Here is a 17,966-nt window from a genome sequence, read left to right as displayed (position 1 = left end):
CTCCCCCTCTTTACCCGCTCACGAAGTCGAAAGCCCCCCTACCGCCTTAACTTCGGGGTTTGGCGACGATCGGAATCTCGATCGCAAACTCAGTCCCTTCTCCCACTGCAGATATGCAATCCAACCTCCCGCCGTGTTTGTCCACCACAATTTGATAACTAATTGACAGCCCCAAACCAGTCCCGTGCCCCACTGGTTTAGTTGTAAAAAACGGATCGAAGATTTTCCCTTTTACAACTTCATCCATTCCCATACCATTATCCTTGATGCTAATTTTAGCCCAATCTTCTGCAAGACTAGAAGTAGTAATTTCAATTTGGCTGGGGTTGGCTTCCATCTCTTCTGGCGATCGGTTTTTTTCTTGCTCCCGCAGCGCATCAATAGCATTATTAATGATATTCATAAATACCTGATTCAATTGTCCTGGATAACATTCTACTTTCGGTAGATGCCCATAATTTTTAACAATTTTAATAGCTTTACAATCCGGCTTTTCCTTAGTTGAATTCTGCAAAATCAACAAAGTGCTGTCAAGTCCTTCGTGAATATTAACAGGTTTCTTTTCAGCTTCGTCAACCCGCGCAAAATTGCGTAAAGTCAGCACAATTTCGCGGATGCGTTCGGAGCCAACTTTCATCGACGAAAGAGTTTTTAACAAATCCTCGCGCAGAAAGTTCAGGTCAATCTCTTCAATAAAATCCTCAATCTCCGCATCAGTTTCTGGATACCTACTCTGGTACATTTCGAGTAATTTTAAAATGTCGCCAGTGTAGTCATTGACATAGGTAATATTGCCATAGATAAAGTTGACTGGATTGTTGATTTCGTGGGCTATACCAGCTACCAAAATTCCCAAAGCCGACATTTTTTCAGCTTCGATCAATTTGAGCTGCATTGCTTGCTGATTTTCCAGAGCTTTTTCTAGTTGAGACATTCTTGCTTTTAATTTATTTTCTGAATCGAGAAATTCTTGAGTAACTGTTTTTAGCAAAAATTCTTTTTCTTGATTCTGGAGTTCTAGTAGGCTGCGTTCGGTTTCCGAAATTTCTAATTTTTGTCGCAGGCTTAAATTTTCATCTTCAACATTTTTAATTGCATTTTCCCAGTCTTTTGGTTCCATTTGCTATTAGTTTAAACCTAAAAATAATCTCACAAAAGTTAGATTGTGAATTTGAGTTGCACCCTTAACTTACTTATAATTTAGTCGCAGCTCGCTCCGGCATTTTTGTTGATAAAATTAATAACTCCTTTATTTTGCTCGATCTAAAAATCTTATCTAATATTCATTGAAAATGTCAAGAGATTAACAACAAAGCAAGTTAAAACCGATCGCAGTTTTTCATCCCCGCACTCGCCATCGTTCCCGTTGCGATCGCCCGGGGTCGATCGCACAGCACTCCGCAAGGGTTGCTTGAATTCGAGAGGATCGCGCATTTGTCGGAGGGCCAGGGCGCGAAAAATCGCCAGATGAGTGACAAGATTTGTACAAAAGCCGCCCAGGGCGATCGCCCACAAGCAATCTCAACTACCCAGCCCAGCGCGCCATCTCCCAGAAGGCAAGCACACTATACGATTGCTGAGAAATTTCACTCTTGTGTGTCGATCGCACTCACACACCCGCACCATTTTGTGCTAAGAAATACTACTTGTGACAACATCGAAACAGCATTCTATATTTGGAGAGTAATTGATGTCAGGTAGCGAAGTTCGTGCAGACTTTTGGATGAGCGAGTACATTACCCCCTGGGATATTTACGTTCACGGCATCATCAGCGTCCTCGCTTACAAGAAAACTGCCTATCAAGAAATGTACGTAGTTCAGACCGGTACCTACGGCAAAGGCTTAGTTTTGGACGGCAAATGGCAATCTTGTACCGGCGACGAGTTTCTCTACCACGAACCCCTCGTGCACCCAGCCATGATTGCTCACGGTTCGCCCAAAAAAGTGCTCGTGCTCGGCGGCGGAGAAGGAGCTACAATTAGAGAAGTGCTGCGCTGGAAAACAGTCGAAAAAGTCGTGATGATCGACATTGACGGCGAAGTAGTAGAAGCCTGCCGCGAACACCTGCCAGAAATGCACCAAAATGCCTTTGACGACCCCCGCTGCGAAGTAGTAATCGGCGATGCCTTGGATTATTTAGACAATACCGACAGCGATTGGGATATTGTCATTTCTGACTTGTCAGATCCCATTGAAGAAGGCCCATCTTTCCAGTTATTTACCAAGGAGTATTTTGAGAAAGTTCGCAAAATACTGTCACCTGACGGATATTTTGTAGTACAAGCGGGCCCCGTTTCTCCGGCAGAAATGAAAATGCACGCCCGCATTGTCAACACCCTGAAATCGGTATTCCCCAACGTTCAATCCTGCACCAGCTTTATTTCTACCTACGGAGCTCCTTGGGGTTTTGCGGTAGCTTCGAGCCAGGAAATAAACACGCGGCCAGAACCCGAAGTTACCGACCAAATACTAGCAGAAAAAACAACCGGCGGGTTGCGGATGTTGGACGGGATTACACTGTTGGGGTTGATGCAAGTTCCCGGTCACTTGCGGCGGGTAATCGCCGAGGAAACCGAAGTTTACACTATGGCAGCACCGCCTAAGTTTTTCGGGAAAGGTTCTGTCAGTCAGTGAAGCTAAATTGAAAGAGAAAAGTCGTTTGGAGTAACTGAGATGAGCAATTTAATTCGCATAGTCGCCGCCATTTTTCTTCCCCCTCTGGGTGTATTTTTGACGGTCGGCATCGGTACTGATTTTTGGATAAACCTCGTGCTCACGTTTTTTGGCTTTATTCCTGGCATTGTCCACGCCATTTGGGTAATTTCCAAGCACGATCGAGGTTAAGCTATTTTTGTAAGGTGCGTCGCTGCAAAATTTTCGAGTTTATTTGGAGATGGTTGATAGCGACGCACCCTACAATATTTACAAGGTTAAGCTATTTTTGTAAGGTGCGTCGCTGCAAAATTTTCGAGTTTATTTGGAGATGGTTGATATATCCGCACCATACCATATTTACAAGGTTTTATTGATTATTGCACCTCAATTTCTTGACAAACCAATTCAGCAATTTTTTTCGCCGCCCCCGATTCTCCTCGAACTGCACGCAAACGATCGCCCATTTGTGCTAATTTATCAGGATGGGTCAAATAGTCGATCGCCAAATCCGCCACAGCATCCGCTTCCAGCCGCCCAATTAACTCCGGCACAATCTCCTCCCCAGCCCAAATATTCGGCCAAGCATAAAGTTTTCCCTTCCCCAATTGCAAGATGGCCCAATTAATCGCCGTCGCAAAAACAGAACCGACTAACGGCAAATTTGCCAGCAATCCCGGCAAACCATCCCAAGCTTTCATCGCATCCAATTGCTGCGTCGGAATCAACACAATCATCGGTACAGCTAAGGAACCCAATTCCGCAGTATTCGCCCCCACAGTAGTCAAACACAAACTACATTCTGATAGTAAATCATAAGCTGGAGTCTCAGTCCAAAGTTCTATTTTTAGGTTATTTTCTGTCAGCAAAAACGGCGATTCTGTTAAATGCAGTTGGGCGCTGGCGCTGTCAAATAAATGCAGGCAAGGATTTTGTTTTGGGTCGGCAAAACCTGCTATAGTTTGCACATCTATGGTAGGCGCAACCGGAATTACAAAGCGTGTTTGAGGACGGATGCGGTGGATGGATTGGGCGATCGCTAAACATAAAGGTACACCTAAAGCTAATTTCGCCGCCTTAGAACCCGGTAACAATCCAATTAATTCTATTTTGGGAGGAGGCGGAGCAAAAGCATCTGCGTTTCCAGGCAGATCCAGGAAACGAGGTAAATCAGTCGATTTGCGATCGGCTACTTCGGCAATCAAATCTCCCACAACTGCAAATTTACTAGCATATTTTTGGGGAACTTTAGCAAAAACTTCCGGTTTCATCGCCCCAAACTTATCAATCCAGCGATACCACCGCGCGTCCCATTCCGCATAAGTAACAGTGCGATATTTTAGCCTTTTGCCAATAACAACCGTAAAAAATTGGTCGCCGCCTAAAAATAAAACAACTCCGGTTTCGTACCAGTCCCAATTTTGGGCAGTTTTGCCCGATAATAGGAATGAAAAAAAATGCTCCGGTGCTTGCACTCTGTCCACTTCTGGATAGGAAGATGCGATTTCTGCTTCTTTCCCCGTGGCGTGCGGACAGGGGGAAAGCACCACCGAAATTCGCGCTTCTGTGCCCCTGTTTGCCAATTGCTGGCGCAATGCTTGCACGGCGGGACGCACCCAAGTTGCCAATTCTCCGGGGCCGTTGGAGAGGATTAAAATATCGACTGTCATAGGATTTAAGATTTAAAAGGATGCAAAGGAGATTTTATGACAGATTTAATTGATGCCGTCAAGATGGGTGATGTGGCGGCGGTAGAATGTGCGATCGAACAACGCGCAGATATCAATGCCAAAGATGGCGAAGGGGCGACGGCTTTGACCGCTGCGGCTGAGGCTGGCAATGCTGAAATTGTCAAAAAAATCCTCGCAGCAAGCGCGGATGCTAACAGTCAGGATAATGACGGGTGGACGCCGTTAATGAGTGCCGCTGCTGCAGGACATAGCGAGATTGTACAGCTTTTGCTGGAAGCTGGGGCGGATGTGAATGCTCAAACTACTTTTGGTTTGACGGCTTTGATGAGTGCGGCGGGTAGCGGGCGCGCTGATGTTGTGCAGGTTTTGCTGGAGGCGGGTGCTGATATCAAAGCTAAGGATAATAATACTTGGACTGCTTTAATTTGGGCATCTTCGGAACATCATCAAGATGTCGTTGAGGTTTTGAAGCTGGCGCGCGATCGGCATTAGAACTTTTGCAAAAATACAGTGCACCCCACCCCAACCCTCCCCGAACTCGCGGGGAGGGGGCAAGATTATTTCTTGTTTCCCCCCGCAGAAGGGGGGACTTGCGGGGGGTGAATTTGACTTTTCCAAGATATATATTAAAGACTTAGAAGCCGGGTTAAGTGACAACTCTCACCGTTAAGTCGGAGTACCGACTATAACGGGAGCTTCCAATTTCACAATCAGAAATTGCTGCATCGACGGCTGGGCATCCCCTAAGCCTCCACAGCCAGGAAGCGGTAGTCCAACCGCCCCAAGTCCACGAGCTAATAATACAAGTGCTGAGTTCCAATCTCTGTCAATGGTTAAACGACAACTAGGACACTCATGCACTCTATCTTTCAGGGTCTTTTCAACTCTCCTACCGCAACTAGAACACTCAATACTACTGCCACGAGCCGACACTTCTACTGTTTGCTTGCCGCGTTTAACCGCCACTGCTTGCAGAATTTGTAGGAACGCGCCCCAGGCACAATCTAGGATTGATTTCGCTAATCTGGTACGGGCTAAGCCTTTGATATTAAGATTTTCAAATGAAATTAAATCATAAGTTTGGCACAGCCAATGTGCGACGTGATAATGAAACTCTTTGCGGCATCTAGCCACCTTCAAATGTAATAGTGCAATTCTATTTTTCTGTTTCTCCCAATTTTTAGAACCTTTTTCTTGACGCGCTAATTTGCGTTGCGCTCTGGCTAATCTATTTTGTGATGAACGATAAAACCGAGGAACTGCTACGGCTTGTCCCTGTGCGGTAGTCAGAAATTTTTCGCAGCCCACATCAATTGCCGTGACCGACTTAATTTCTTCTACTGGTAACGGCGACGGTACTGTAGAATCCTGCACCTGAATACAACAATACCAACCATCTGCCTTGCGAATAATCGTACAAGTCTTGAGAATAAAACCATTAGGGATAGGGCGGTGCATCACAACTGGCATCTCACCTATCTTTGATAGCTTCAATACTCCATTACTTAGATACGCTCCTGCCTTAGAACAATTGATTCGTGGATAGACAAATGAGCGTAACTCTCCAGCTTTTTTAAACCGAGGTCGTCCGCCACGCTTGCCTGATTTATCTGGAATTAACCAGCGTTCCCAAGCATGAACCAGTCTCTGCAAGTTAACTTGTTGAGACTCTGCCCAAATTTTCTTGTATTCGGGGTAAAGGAGCTTCGTTTCTTTAAGTGCTGATTGCTGGGTGTAATAATCTACTTTTTCTGGAATATCTCCTATCGGTTCGCTCCGACAGCTACATCGGTCTATTTGACAACGGGTACGCCGCAGCCAATCTAGACGTTGACCTAGCGCATAATTCCAGTGCCGTCTTAGTAACTCCAAGGTATAGAGCATAACGGCTTCCTGTTCGGCACTAGGCTTGATTCTGTAGCAATAGGTGAGTATCATGAGATTTATTATACACTTACCGTCTGCATGACACAAAACTGTTTCTAGTAGGCTACTGAGAAAAGAGTTTGCAGTAGAATTAAAACAAGTCTATACTAAACCTGTTTTCTGGACGGGTTCGTATTTTGTGACTAGCTGTGGCGGTATGACAATTGAGCAGTTAAGAAAGTATGTTGAGCAACAAACAACCCCAGAATAATGACGTTTCGCTATCGCTCAGTTTTTTGTTGGTAGGCATTCCCCACCCGTTAAACGGAGTACCGTTATAACGGGCGACCCCTGCCGACATTAAGTTGGAGAAATCCGGTTTCTAGATGATACAATTAATTAATAAATTTGCCATTTTTCTATCATGGTACTATTCGATCGAGAAATGCGTTTGCCAACCGGCGCCGAGCTTCCTTCTTCGGATGATACTCCTGTGGATAACGAAAATCAAAACTTCCTTCCCAACTTACTTTTATTCTTGCTCAAATTTCACTGGCGGCAGCGGAACGACTGGTTTTTTGGCGTGGATATGGCAGTTTATCACACGACGGGAGTAAGTCATCTGGTTCCAATTGTTCCTGACGGCTTCTTGAGTTTGGGTGTTGAAAGGTTCAAAGGCGATGCTTTGCGCCTCAGTTACGTCCTTTGGGAAGAAAATAATATTCCCCCGATTTTTGCCCTAGAGATTGTTTCTCAAACTTATGGCGGTGAATACGATAAAAAAATTGAGATTTACGCGCGGTTGGGCGTGCTGTACTATGTGATTTACAATCCCTACTACTGGCGGCGAGACCAACATCAACCGTTTGAAGTTTATCGTTTGGTAAATGGCGAGTACGAACAGCAAATTGGTGAACCTTTCTGGATGCCGGAAGTGGGTTTAGGAATTGGTCGAGGTCGGTACAGCGATGGGGAGCGACAGTTGGAAGTTTTGTATTGGTTTGACGAAGGAGGTACTAGGTATTTGACGGCTGAAGAGTTGGTGGCTCAATATCGCGATCGCTTTGGCGAGTTGCCGCAATAGCAAAGTGCGATCGGGCTTAATTATTGAGAAACCCGGTTGTTTTGAGCGATCGGGTTTCTCGTTGGTATTAATTGCTTTCTAACCTAGCAGGAAAGGACTAGGCCCAAATTCGGTTCTAGGAAATGTCTGTTGTTTCAAATTTAATCCAGCACCTCCCTCAAGAATTGCAATTCTATCTCCTGCTTTTGAGATAACTAAATCTCCACCCACTGAAGATATTTGATAGTCACTGAGTGTGCCTGATAGCTGAAGTGCATCTCCCTGACTGGAGTTGAAGCCGCGAATCCGAGCCTCCCCCGGGCCTGTGTACAATTCTTGAGTCGTGTTGCTTAAGCCACTACCAGGAGAACCCGAATTATTATTATCATAAGCCAAAATAAAAGTATCAGCACCTTCGCTACCAATCAAGGTATCAAATTCGTTGCTACCGTCGCTGAAATAACTGGCATCAAAATCAACTCCAATAATTGTGGTTTTTCCCTTACCAAAACCAGTCACAACATCATTCCCCGAAGTCCCGACAAAAGTTGCCGAACGATTGGTTTCAAATTGCCCAACTTTTGTATACTGGTCGAGACCTGAAGCAAAAGTTCCTGCTTTAACCGCCGCAGCAACATCGGGATTGCTTGCTAAATATCCAGCTTCCAAAAAGTTATTGAATACAGAAACTTTATCAAAAATTAAGAGATCGCGCCCCCGATTTACTAGAAACGGCATATTTGCACCGCCCTCGACTATAGCTACCGGTGCAACAGCCCTAATCGGCCCCACGCTAATCCTAAAATCTCCATTAGGAGTATTGTTAAATAGATAGTTGCCTCGCTCTCCTGCTAGGCCGATATTATCGGCTTGCGGGTTAAAGTTTTTAATCGTAGCGTAGTTGCTGTTGAGTAACCCGCCGTAAAAACGCCCCCCATTCACATCGGCAAAATCCCCAACACCGAGCACGAAAGTATCAGTACCTTGACCGCCAATTAGGGTGTCATTTACAGGGGGGGAGGGAAGCTGGGAAGGTTTTTCATAAACTCGATCGCCCGCTGCATTCAAAGATACTTGAATACCAATGATTTCAACTTGTCCTACACCAAATCCCGTCACAATGTCAGATTCTTTAGTGCCGACAAATGTAGCCGATCGCGTTTGCTCAAATTGTCCAAATTTTCGGTAGTGTTCTCCGCCTGTTTTAAAAACTCCCTCCTTGACTGCTGCTGCTATATCGGGGTTTTTTAGTAAGTATTCTGGTTCAAAAAAGGTGTTCGCGTAAAGGTCTTGTTTTGCTCCGAATTGGACAAAATGATCTAATCCTGATTTGAAAGTGCCGTTCTGTACAAACGGCACAAGTACAGGGTATCGTTTTAAATAAATCGCTTCGTCGTAGTCAGGCGATACTTGGGTGCGACCTTCTTCGTAACCAAACTGGATAAAGTGGTCTAAACCAGAGGCAAAAGGTGCGTTTGGATTGTTTGCGGTACGGACAAGGGGAGCAATATCTGGATTTTGAGCTAGATAGGTTTCTTCATCAAAGTAACGCGATACTGCGGTGAGCCCACCAGCTTGACCGTATTTTTCAAAGTGCTCTTTCCCGGAGTTGATAACTCCTGCATCAATGGCTGATTTCAGCCACGGATACTGTGAAAGGTAGTATTGTTCGTCAAAAATTGCGTAGTTAGCCATGTTTTTATTCTGCGGCTTTAATTGGCTGTTTGTGCAATTTATCAATCATCTGGAACTGAAAATATCACCCGATCGGGTGATTTTTTTTTCAAGTGTCTAATCTCATTAAAGCTCAATTAGCGATCGCACTCCCCAGCAACAATCAGCCAAATCCCCAATAGCTTCGAGATTTCTAACCAAGTAAAGGTAGATTAACTCTAGAGCCTAAAGGTGGATTATCTCTATTTTCTGGTAATAGATTCAACTTGAGATTTCCGCCGCCTTCAATAACAGCGATCGTGTCAAATCTACTAATTCCCGAACTTCCGTCTGGAAAGGAGACAGACAAGCCGTTCGTTTGGATAGCTAAATCTCGATTGTTGTTGATGGGAAATATCAAGAAGTTATCTAAGGAAGGTAGGATATCGCTTGTTGCTAGCTGAATGCTATCCTGACCTTGGGTAAAGTTCCGAATTGTAGCAAAACCCGGCCCGATATATAACTTTGTTGGGGAACTGTATCCCTTACCACCAGGACCTACTAAAACGTCTCCGAGCATGAATTTATCGCGGCCGCTACCGCCAGTGAGAGTATCGAATTCATTGCTGCCGTCACTTTCATAATTTCTGCCGGGAATGGTAAAGCCATTACTGTTTGCAACATAACCTACTTCAACTCCAATTAATTCGGTATTTCCCACCCCAGCACCGGCAATCATGTCATTCCCGGAACTTCCGATAAAAGTCGCAGAGCGGCTTGGATCGTTTTTGCCGAAATTGAAGTAGTGTTCCCGACCAGTTTTCAATGCTCCCGATTCGACAAACGGCCGAACATCGGGATTTTTTTGTAAGTATTCTGTTTCAAAAAAAGAAGTCCCAAACTGACCGTCTTTGATGCCGAATTGAATGAAATGCTGGTAGCCGTTTTTAAAAGTTCCATTCTGAATAAACGGCTGCAACTGTCGGTTATTTGCGATATAAAACGCTTCGTCATACTCAGGCGATACGCGAGTGCGACCTTCTTCGTAACCGTATTGGATAAAGTGGTCTAGCCCGGTCGCAAAAGGAGCGTTTGGGTTGTTGGGGGTGCGGACTAAGGCAGCGATGTCGGGGTTGCCAGCCAGGTAGGTAGCTTCGTCAAAATACCGCGATACTTTAGTTAAGCCGCCGGCTTGACCGTATTTTTCAAAGTGTTCTTGTCCAGATTTGATAACTCCTGCGTCGATCGCTGGTTTGACCCAAGGATACTGCGAAAGGTAGTATTTTTCGTCAAAAATTGCGTAGTTAGCCATGTTTTTATTCTGCGGACTTAATTTGCTGTTTGTGCAATTTATCAATCATCTGGAATCGAGAAAATCACCCGATCGGGTGATTTTTTTTTCAGTGTCTAATCTCATTAAAGCTCAATTAGCGATCGCACTCCCCAGCAACAATCAGCCAAATCCCCAATAGCTTCGAGATTTCTACCCAAGTAGAAGTAGAGAACCATTAAGTTGTGGTAATACATTCAACTTGACATTTGCGCCGCCTTCTATAACAGCGATCGTGTCAAAGCGACTGGTTGTGGGAACACCATTTGCAAAGATCGGGAAGCCGTTCGTTTGGATAGCTAAATCTCGATTTGCGAACCAATGGGAGCAATATCTGGATTTCCGTAAAGGTAACTATCTTCGTCAAAGTACCGCGATATTTTTGTGAGGCAGGCGGCTTGACCAAATTTTTAAAAGTGTTCTCTTCCAGATTTGACGATTCCTGCATCAATGGCTGGTTTCAGCCACGGATATTGCGAGAGGTAGTATTGTTCGTCAAAGATATCGTAATTAATTTTTGCTTTTTTAAGTAAGAATGTAAAGTGCGATCGAGCAAAATATTTTACGGCACAATTGCCCAAAAAATCAAAAGTCATCAATCAACAGCATTAGCTAGTGACTGATGACTGATGACTAATCACTAATCACTAATCACTACTAAGACTGCCCGCACGGGGAACTGCCCCTACTGACTAATGACTACTGACTACTGACTAATGACCAATGACCAATGACCAATGACCAATGACTACTGACTATCCAATCAAGAAAGTACCGTTACCGTTAGATTCTTGGAAAGTCAAACCCAAAGTTGCACCTCCTTCAATCACGCCGAGCACATCTCCAAAACGCTGGATTGACAAATTGTTGCCAACGGGATTCAGGGTGTAGCCGTCGTTTAAAGAATTTCCTTGCAGTTGGATCAAATCGTTTTCTATGTCGAAGTTCCGAATTGTAGCTTGACCGTTACCCGTATACAGCGGTGTCGCGGAGGGATTCTGGGCTGCTGCTGGAACTCCGAGGACGAATGTATCAATGCCCGGACTGCCGGTCAGCACATCGAATTCATTGGTGCCAAAGCTTTCATACTGCCGGTTGCCATTGCGATCGATACCTACTTCTACTCCGATAAGTTCGGCATTTCCCCCACCCGCACCAGTGATGACATCGTTGCTGCGGCTGCCGACAAAAGTCGCAGAGCGGCTGGGCTCGTTTTTCCCGAAATTGAAGAAGTGTTCGCGACCGGTTTTCAATGCGCCTGAGTTGACAAACGGCACGATATCGGGGTTTTCTTTTAAGTATTCCGGTTCAAAAAATGAAGTTCCAAAACGACCTTCTTTTGCGCCAAATTGAATGAAATGCTGATACCCAGATTTGAAAGTTCCGTTCTGAATAAACGGTTGCAGTTCAGAGTTGTTTGCTAAATAAAAGCTTTCGTTGTATTCGGGAGATACCGAGGCCCGGCGCTGTCCTTCATCGTAGCCGAACTGAATAAAGTGATCTAAGCCTGTGGCAAAAGGTGCGTTGGGATTGACTGTGCGGACGAAGGGTTGAAGGTCTGGGTTGGCGGCGAGGTAAGTATCTTCGTCAAAATACCGCGATATTTTAGTTAAGCCGCCGGCTTGACCGTATTTTTCAAAGTGTTCTTTGCCGGATTTGATGATTCCTGCATCAATGGCGGGTTTGACCCAAGGATATTGGGCTAGGTAGTATTGTTCGTCGAAAATTGCGTAGTTAGCCATGTTTTCCCCCTAGGGTTTTGATGAGCCTGACAATCAAAAGCAATTAATTTCGCCAGCGATCGATCGCGGATCGGGAACTTATACAATACTGAATTTATGAAACTGTTTTAAGTTCCCGACCAATATATAAATTTTCTCATGCGGAACTCATCAGAACGGAAAATTGCAGATTCGGAACTGATTTTTTTCTGCATTTGATTAATTGCTCGATCGCCAGTTTAATTAGTTCTACAAACTTTGGAACCTTGGTCAGGAGCGTTTTTATCAAAGATTGGTCGATCGTTTATTTTGTTATCATATTTTATGAATACATATATAGATTTTTTTGTCAAGTAAAGATTTACAAATAAAATTTGGAGTGTTTGCTCAAGGAATTTGTCAAATAATGTAACGAAAAATCGTAATAAATTTGTCGAATTGTGTCATGTGCAGGCTCAAATCGCCCAATGGCAAGCGTTTTCTGGTAAAAATGCTTATGGGATAAAAAAATTCCCGATTGCCGAAAACAGCATCTTAAAGGAGCCTAACCGGATGTTCACTCACGTCAAGCCCACCATTCGCCACGTCGTGCCGGAAAACTTGCAGGGGCGATCGCTCATGAAGGTGGTCTATGTCGTACTAGAACCGCAGTATCAAAGCGCCCTGTCCGCAGCGGTTCGAGCGATAAATAACAAAAATCCGAATCTGGCAATAGAAATCAGCGGCTACCTGATCGAAGAACTCCGCAGCCCGGAAAATTACGAGGCCTTCAAGCGGGATGTGGCCGATGCCAACGTATTTATTGCTTCTCTAATTTTTATCGAAGATTTGGCCGAAAAAGTGGTAGCGGCTGTAGAACCGCTGCGCGACAGCTTGGATGTCGCCGTCGTCTTCCCGTCGATGCCGGGGGTGATGCGCCTGAATAAAATGGGCAGTTTCTCGATGGCGCAGTTGGGACAAAGCAAAAGCGCGATCGGCGAATTCATGAAAAAACGGAAGGAAAAATCCGGGAGTTCCTTCCAAGACGGAATGCTGAAACTGCTGCAAACTTTGCCGAAAGTGCTGAAATATTTGCCGATCGACAAAGCCCAAGATGCGCGCAACTTCATGCTAAGTTTCCAGTATTGGCTGGGCGGTTCCCAAGAAAACTTGGAAAACTTCCTGCTGATGCTGTCCCATAAATATGTCTTCAAAGGCCAGGAACAGCTAACTTTTCAAGAGCCCGTTGTCTACCCGGATATGGGGATTTGGCATCCTTTGGCACCGTCCATGTTTGATGATGTCAAAGGATATCTGAACTGGTATAATGCCCGCACAGATATTTCCGCAGACCTCAAAGACCCCCTCGCACTCTGCATCGGTTTAGTGTTGCAGCGCACTCACTTAGTTACCGGAGATGACGCGCACTACGTCGCAATCGTCCAGGAATTCGAGGCAATGGGGGCGCGGGTTTTACCGATTTTTGCCGGCGGTTTGGACTTCTCGAAACCGGTGGAAACCTTTTTCTTGGAAGTTGGGGCCAAAGGTGTGGCACCGCTGCCGATCGTCGATGCGGTAGTTTCTCTGACTGGTTTTGCGTTGGTGGGTGGCCCGGCGAAACAAGATCACCCAAAGGCGATCGACACTTTGAAAAAGCTCAATTGCCCTTATATGGTGGCTTTGCCGCTGGTTTTCCAAACGACGGAAGAGTGGGAAAATAGCGATTTGGGCTTGCACCCGATTCAAGTTGCTTTGCAGGTTGCCATTCCTGAGTTGGATGGTGCGATCGAACCGATTATTTTGTCGGGAAGAGATGGCGCAACTGGCAAGGCGATCGCCCTGCAAGACCGAATTGAAGCAATTTCCCAGCGCGCCATGAAATGGGCAATGCTGCGCCGCAAACCAAAATTAGATAAGAAAGTTGCGATCACCGTTTTCAGTTTCCCCCCCGACAAAGGCAACGTTGGAACAGCAGCTTACCTCGACGTTTTCGGCTCGATTTACGAAGTATTGAAAGCCTTAAAAGGTAACGGTTACGACTTGCCAGAACTGCCGGAATCTGCCGAAAAGCTGATGCAAGAAGTCATCCACGACGCCACAGCCCAATACCAAAGTCCAGAGTTAAATATTGCTCACCGGATGTCCGTAGCTGAGTATGAAGAATTCACTCCTTACTCGGAACGCTTGCAAGAAAATTGGGGCCCGCCTCCGGGACATTTGAACAGCGACGGACAAAATTTGCTGATTTACGGCAAACATTTCGGCAACGTATTTATCGGAGTGCAACCTACCTTTGGATACGAAGGCGATCCGATGCGGTTGTTATTCTCTCGTTCCGCCAGCCCGCACCACGGTTTTGCTGCTTACTACACATATTTGGAGCGCATTTGGGGTGCGGATGCGGTGCTGCACTTCGGCACTCACGGTTCCCTAGAATTCATGCCGGGTAAGCAGATGGGAATGTCGATCGATTGTTATCCTGACAGTTTGATTGGCAAGATTCCTAATCTCTATTATTATGCCGCCAACAATCCCAGCGAGGCAACAATTGCCAAGCGCCGCAGTTATGCTGAAACAATTTCTTACTTGACTCCTCCGGCGGAAAATGCTGGGTTGTACAAAGGTTTGCAGGAACTCAGCGAGTTGATTGCTTCCTATCAAACTTTGAAGGATACGGGCCGGGGCGTGCCGATTGTGGATGCGATCGTGGAAAAATGCCGTTTGGTCAATTTGGACAAAGATATTGACCTACCTCCCGAACAGGAAAGAGGCGTTGCTGCGGGGATGAGTGCCCAGGAACGGGACAATTTGGTTGGCTTGGTTTACCGCAAGTTGATGGAGATTGAATCGCGGTTGTTACCTTGCGGTTTGCATATTATCGGGAAGCCGCCAACTGCGGAAGAGGCGATCGCAACTTTAGTAAATATCGCCAATTTAGACCGCGAAGAAGACAACTTGATCAGCTTACCGCGAATTATCGCCAACAGTCTGGGACGCGATATCGAAGAAGTTTACACCAACAGCGACAAAGGCATTTTAGTTGATGTCGAATTGCTGCAAAACATCACCCTAGCCTGTCGGGATGCCGTGGCCGCTTTGGTAAAGGAACAAACCGACGCTGAAGGCCGAGTTTCCCTAGTTTCCAAGTTAAATTTCTTCAACATGGGCAAGAAAACACCTTGGATTGATGCCTTGCACGCAGCCGGTTACAAAAAAGTCGATCCAGAACCGATTAAACCGCTGTTTGAGTATCTGGAATTCTGCTTGCAGCAAGTTTGTGCCGACAACGAATTAGGCGCTTTGTTGCGCGCGTTAGAAGGCGAGTATATTGTGCCTGGGCCCGGCGGCGATCCGATTCGCAACCCAGATGTTTTGCCGACTGGCAAGAATATGCACGCTTTAGATCCGCAGTCAATCCCGACGACGGGTGCGGTCAAGTCTGCTAAAGTTGTCGTTGACAGACTATTAGAAAGACAGCGCACCGATAACGGTGGAAACTATCCCGAAACCATCGCCGTTGTGCTTTGGGGAACCGACAACATCAAGACTTACGGCGAATCCCTCGCCCAAGTAATGTGGATGGTGGGAGTGAAGCCAGTACCCGATGCTTTGGGCCGGGTAAACAAACTGGAATTGCTGTCTTTAGAAGAGTTGGGACGGCCTCGAATCGACGTAGTAATTAACTGTTCCGGCGTATTCCGCGACTTGTTCATCAACCAGATGAATTTGTTAGATAAAGCCGTGAAAATGGCAGCAGAAGCCGACGAACCTTTAGAAATGAACTTCGTCCGCAAACACGCCTTGAAGCAAGCGGAAGAAATGGGAATCAACCTGCGCCAAGCAGCAACCCGCGTCTTTTCCAACGCTTCCGGTTCCTATTCATCTAACGTCAACTTGGCGGTGGAAAACAGCACTTGGGAAACCGAAGCCGAGTTGCAGGAAATGTATTTAACCCGCAAATCCTTCGCCTTTTCTTCGGACAATCCGGGAACTATGGAACAAGACAGGCAGATTTTTGAGTCATCCTTAAAAACTGCTGATGTCACCTTCCAAAACTTAGATTCTGCGGAGATTTCGCTAACTGACGTGTCGCACTATTTCGACTCCGATCCGACTAAATTGATCGGCAGTTTGCGCGCCGACGGGAAGCAACCAACATCTTTTGTTGCTGATACCACCACAGCCAACGCGCAGGTGCGGACGCTATCAGAAACCGTGCGTTTAGATTCGCGGACTAAGCTGCTGAATCCGAAGTGGTACGAGGGGATGTTGTCGCACGGTTATGAGGGCGTGCGGGAGATTTCTAAGCGTCTGGTGAACACGACTGGATGGAGTGCGACTGCGGGCGCGGTGGATAATTGGGTGTATGAGGATGTGAACGGTACGTTTATCCAAGATGAGGAGATGCAGAAGCGTTTGCTGAATTTAAATCCTCATTCGTTCCGCAAGATTGTCAGCACTTTGCTTGAGGTGAATGGCCGGGGTTATTGGGAGACTTCGGAGAGTAATTTGGATCGCTTGCGCGAACTTTATCAGGAGGTGGAAGACCGGATTGAGGGGGTAGAATAAACCTCCGAATTTCTGACAATCGCCTTTAATCTGTAGGGACACAGCATTGCTGTGTCCTTATATTTTTGCGAGGGTTTTGATGAGTAGGAAGCGATCGCCCTCGCAACTCACTCAATATGCTACAATCCCCAATAAAGGTCGTTTAGCTACGATAAAATACCGCTATGACTACCCTCACCCTCAACCTCAATCCAATTATTAAGCTGACAGACGAGCAGTTTTTTCAACTCTGTCAGGAGAATGAAAATATTAGACTGGAACGCACAGCGAAAGGAGAATTAATTATCATGTCACCAGCAGGAGGAGAAACTAGCAGCAGCAATGCAGGATTAACTGCACAGATTTGGATTTGGAATCAGCAAAATAAACTGGGTAAAGTTTTTGATTCCTCTGGCGGTTTTAAAATTCCCAATGGGGCAGATCGCTCTCCTGACGCTTCTTGGGTAAAATTAGAACGCTGGAATGCACTAACTCCTGAACAACAAAAGAAATTTCCCCCCATTTGTCCTGATTTTGTGGTTGAGTTAATGTCTCCCAGCGATAGTTTGAAAGAAACTCAGGATAAGATGAAAGAATATCGAGATAACGGTGCAGTTTTAGGTTGGTTGATTAATCGCAAATCGCGACAAGTGGAGATTTATCGTCCGAATCAAGAAGTTGAAGTGTTGGAATCTCCAGCCACTGTATCAGGTGAAGATGTTCTCCCCGGATTTATTTTGAATCTTGAGTCGATTTGGTAAAGTGCGATAAAATAAAACGGTAGGGAAACGGCAGTGCCGTTTCCTAGGGCTACGGACACGGCAGTGCCGTTTCCCTACGGATATCACGTTGATCAACCTAATTTGACATCCATATGGATACGGACACGGCAGTGCCGTTTCCCTACGGATATCACGTCGATCAACCTAATTTGATATCAGTGAGAAAGATACTGAGTTTTTACATACTGTTTCAGCACCGGATTTAAACTAAACAAACTTATCTTTTCCTCTTCTATTGCATTCAATAAAAACCGATTTGCGATCGATCGCACTGCATTGACTATTTCTGACGGCGAAAACTGTATTTTGTTAAAAAAATGAGACACAGCAACGGGTTCAGCTTGATTAGCAAGATAAACCATCACGGCCAACTCTGCCGCAGTCAAACGCCCAAAAGGTTGGGATAATTGAAATTGCAACCCTTCATCTAAAATCGGCATTTCGCACTGCAAAAACTCAGAAACTCTCCCGCAAAACAACTCTTGAATCAGCGTTGCAGTCAACTCCAACCACAGAGGATTGCCTTGATAAATATCAATTAATGTTGACCATGTTTCCTCATCGGATAACTTTTGGGATTTCAAAATATCTTTAGCTGCTACTCCTGACGGGGTGACAACCCCGTTAAAACATAGACTCAATCAAGGACATAGCTCTCATACCCTTCTGAAAAAATGGCA

The 17,966-nt window shown here is 45.6% G+C and carries 16 protein-coding genes and 2 pseudogenes; 9 read left to right on the top strand and 9 right to left on the bottom strand.

What is annotated here, in order from left to right; translation table 11 throughout:
* Positions 1 to 46: 46 nt before the first annotated feature.
* A complete protein-coding gene (locus tag QUA97_RS26520; RefSeq protein WP_333197183.1) occupies positions 47 to 1,120 on the bottom strand; it encodes a sensor histidine kinase in 1,074 nt (357 codons plus the stop codon).
* A 152-nt stretch (positions 1,121 to 1,272) separates the two neighbouring features.
* Positions 1,273 to 1,434, bottom strand: coding sequence for a hypothetical protein (locus QUA97_RS26515; RefSeq protein ID WP_194071238.1), 162 nt, complete (start codon positions 1,432 to 1,434; stop codon positions 1,273 to 1,275).
* A gap of 33 nt (positions 1,435 to 1,467) precedes the next feature.
* Between QUA97_RS26515 and QUA97_RS26510 the strand changes: the two genes are divergently transcribed.
* From QUA97_RS26510 to QUA97_RS26500, 3 genes are read left to right on the top strand one after another with little or no spacing between them, the layout of a single operon-like run.
* The gene (locus QUA97_RS26510) at positions 1,468 to 1,701 is read left to right on the top strand and encodes a hypothetical protein (RefSeq protein WP_194071237.1); all 234 of its coding nucleotides are present in this window, start codon (positions 1,468 to 1,470) and stop codon (positions 1,699 to 1,701) included.
* Positions 1,691 to 2,635, top strand: coding sequence for a fused MFS/spermidine synthase (locus QUA97_RS26505; RefSeq protein ID WP_194071236.1), 945 nt, complete (start codon positions 1,691 to 1,693; stop codon positions 2,633 to 2,635). The genes QUA97_RS26510 and QUA97_RS26505 overlap by 11 nt, the downstream gene beginning before the upstream one ends.
* Before the next feature lie 39 nt (positions 2,636 to 2,674).
* A complete protein-coding gene (locus QUA97_RS26500) occupies positions 2,675 to 2,845 on the top strand; it encodes a YqaE/Pmp3 family membrane protein (protein WP_194012485.1) in 171 nt (56 codons plus the stop codon).
* Between the two features lie 185 nt (positions 2,846 to 3,030).
* On the opposite strand, the gene QUA97_RS26495 is transcribed toward QUA97_RS26500, so the two are convergent.
* Entirely contained in the window at positions 3,031 to 4,323 is a 1,293-nt protein-coding gene (locus QUA97_RS26495) for a lipid-A-disaccharide synthase (RefSeq protein WP_194071235.1), read from the bottom strand.
* Positions 4,324 to 4,359: 36 nt separating this feature from the next.
* On the opposite strand from QUA97_RS26495, the gene QUA97_RS26490 reads away from it, so the two are divergent.
* Positions 4,360 to 4,836, top strand: coding sequence for an ankyrin repeat domain-containing protein (locus QUA97_RS26490; RefSeq protein ID WP_194071234.1), 477 nt, complete (start codon positions 4,360 to 4,362; stop codon positions 4,834 to 4,836).
* A 174-nt stretch (positions 4,837 to 5,010) separates the two neighbouring features.
* Here the strand turns inward: QUA97_RS26490 and QUA97_RS26485 are convergent, their stop codons facing one another.
* Positions 5,011 to 6,282, bottom strand: coding sequence for an RNA-guided endonuclease InsQ/TnpB family protein (locus QUA97_RS26485; protein ID WP_194068138.1), 1,272 nt, complete (start codon positions 6,280 to 6,282; stop codon positions 5,011 to 5,013).
* 34 nt (positions 6,283 to 6,316) lie between these two features.
* On the opposite strand from QUA97_RS26485, the pseudogene QUA97_RS26480 reads away from it, so the two are divergent.
* Positions 6,317 to 6,481 (top strand): annotated as a pseudogene (locus tag QUA97_RS26480) (IS200/IS605 family transposase); the annotation flags it as partial.
* Positions 6,482 to 6,634: 153 nt separating this feature from the next.
* Positions 6,635 to 7,294, top strand: coding sequence for a Uma2 family endonuclease (locus QUA97_RS26475; protein WP_194068137.1), 660 nt, complete (start codon positions 6,635 to 6,637; stop codon positions 7,292 to 7,294).
* Positions 7,295 to 7,372: 78 nt separating this feature from the next.
* Here the strand turns inward: QUA97_RS26475 and QUA97_RS26470 are convergent, their stop codons facing one another.
* Both QUA97_RS26470 and QUA97_RS26465 read right to left on the bottom strand, forming a co-directional pair.
* Complete coding sequence (locus tag QUA97_RS26470) at positions 7,373 to 8,968, bottom strand: hypothetical protein (protein ID WP_194068136.1); 1,596 nt, start codon at positions 8,966 to 8,968, stop codon at positions 7,373 to 7,375.
* Positions 8,969 to 9,140: 172 nt separating this feature from the next.
* Positions 9,141 to 10,238 (bottom strand): calcium-binding protein, encoded by a 1,098-nt coding sequence (locus tag QUA97_RS26465; protein WP_333197175.1) that lies wholly within the window; start codon positions 10,236 to 10,238, stop codon positions 9,141 to 9,143.
* Here QUA97_RS26465 and QUA97_RS26460 point away from each other — a divergent pair.
* Positions 10,237 to 10,398, top strand: a complete 162-nt coding sequence (locus QUA97_RS26460; protein WP_194068134.1) for a hypothetical protein — start codon at positions 10,237 to 10,239, stop codon at positions 10,396 to 10,398. The genes QUA97_RS26465 and QUA97_RS26460 overlap by 2 nt on opposite strands.
* A gap of 181 nt (positions 10,399 to 10,579) precedes the next feature.
* Here the strand turns inward: QUA97_RS26460 and QUA97_RS26455 are convergent.
* Positions 10,580 to 10,771, bottom strand: a pseudogene (locus QUA97_RS26455) (calcium-binding protein); the annotation flags it as partial.
* Positions 10,772 to 11,011: 240 nt separating this feature from the next.
* On the bottom strand, positions 11,012 to 11,998 hold the full coding sequence (locus QUA97_RS26450; protein ID WP_194068133.1) for a calcium-binding protein: 987 nt from the start codon (positions 11,996 to 11,998) through the stop codon (positions 11,012 to 11,014).
* Positions 11,999 to 12,529: 531 nt separating this feature from the next.
* On the opposite strand from QUA97_RS26450, the gene QUA97_RS26445 reads away from it, so the two are divergent.
* Both QUA97_RS26445 and QUA97_RS26440 read left to right on the top strand, forming a co-directional pair.
* Positions 12,530 to 16,525: a magnesium chelatase subunit H gene (locus tag QUA97_RS26445; RefSeq protein ID WP_333197186.1), complete on the top strand. Its 3,996-nt coding sequence runs from the start codon at positions 12,530 to 12,532 to the stop codon at positions 16,523 to 16,525.
* A 164-nt stretch (positions 16,526 to 16,689) separates the two neighbouring features.
* Positions 16,690 to 17,265, top strand: coding sequence for a Uma2 family endonuclease (locus tag QUA97_RS26440; RefSeq protein WP_333197172.1), 576 nt, complete (start codon positions 16,690 to 16,692; stop codon positions 17,263 to 17,265).
* A 176-nt stretch (positions 17,266 to 17,441) separates the two neighbouring features.
* On the opposite strand, the gene QUA97_RS26435 is transcribed toward QUA97_RS26440, so the two are convergent.
* Positions 17,442 to 17,927 carry a hypothetical protein gene (locus tag QUA97_RS26435; protein WP_333197170.1) on the bottom strand — a complete coding sequence of 162 codons (486 nt, stop codon included), beginning with the start codon at positions 17,925 to 17,927 and terminating at the stop codon, positions 17,442 to 17,444.
* Positions 17,928 to 17,966 lie beyond the last annotated feature (39 nt).

The sequence above is a fragment of the Microcoleus sp. CZ3-B2 genome (assembly GCF_036705055.1).
Classification (GTDB): Bacteria; Cyanobacteriota; Cyanobacteriia; order Cyanobacteriales; family Microcoleaceae; genus Microcoleus.
The sequence above is the reverse complement of the archived record's forward strand: the minus strand, read 5'-3'. Positions and strand labels throughout refer to the sequence as shown.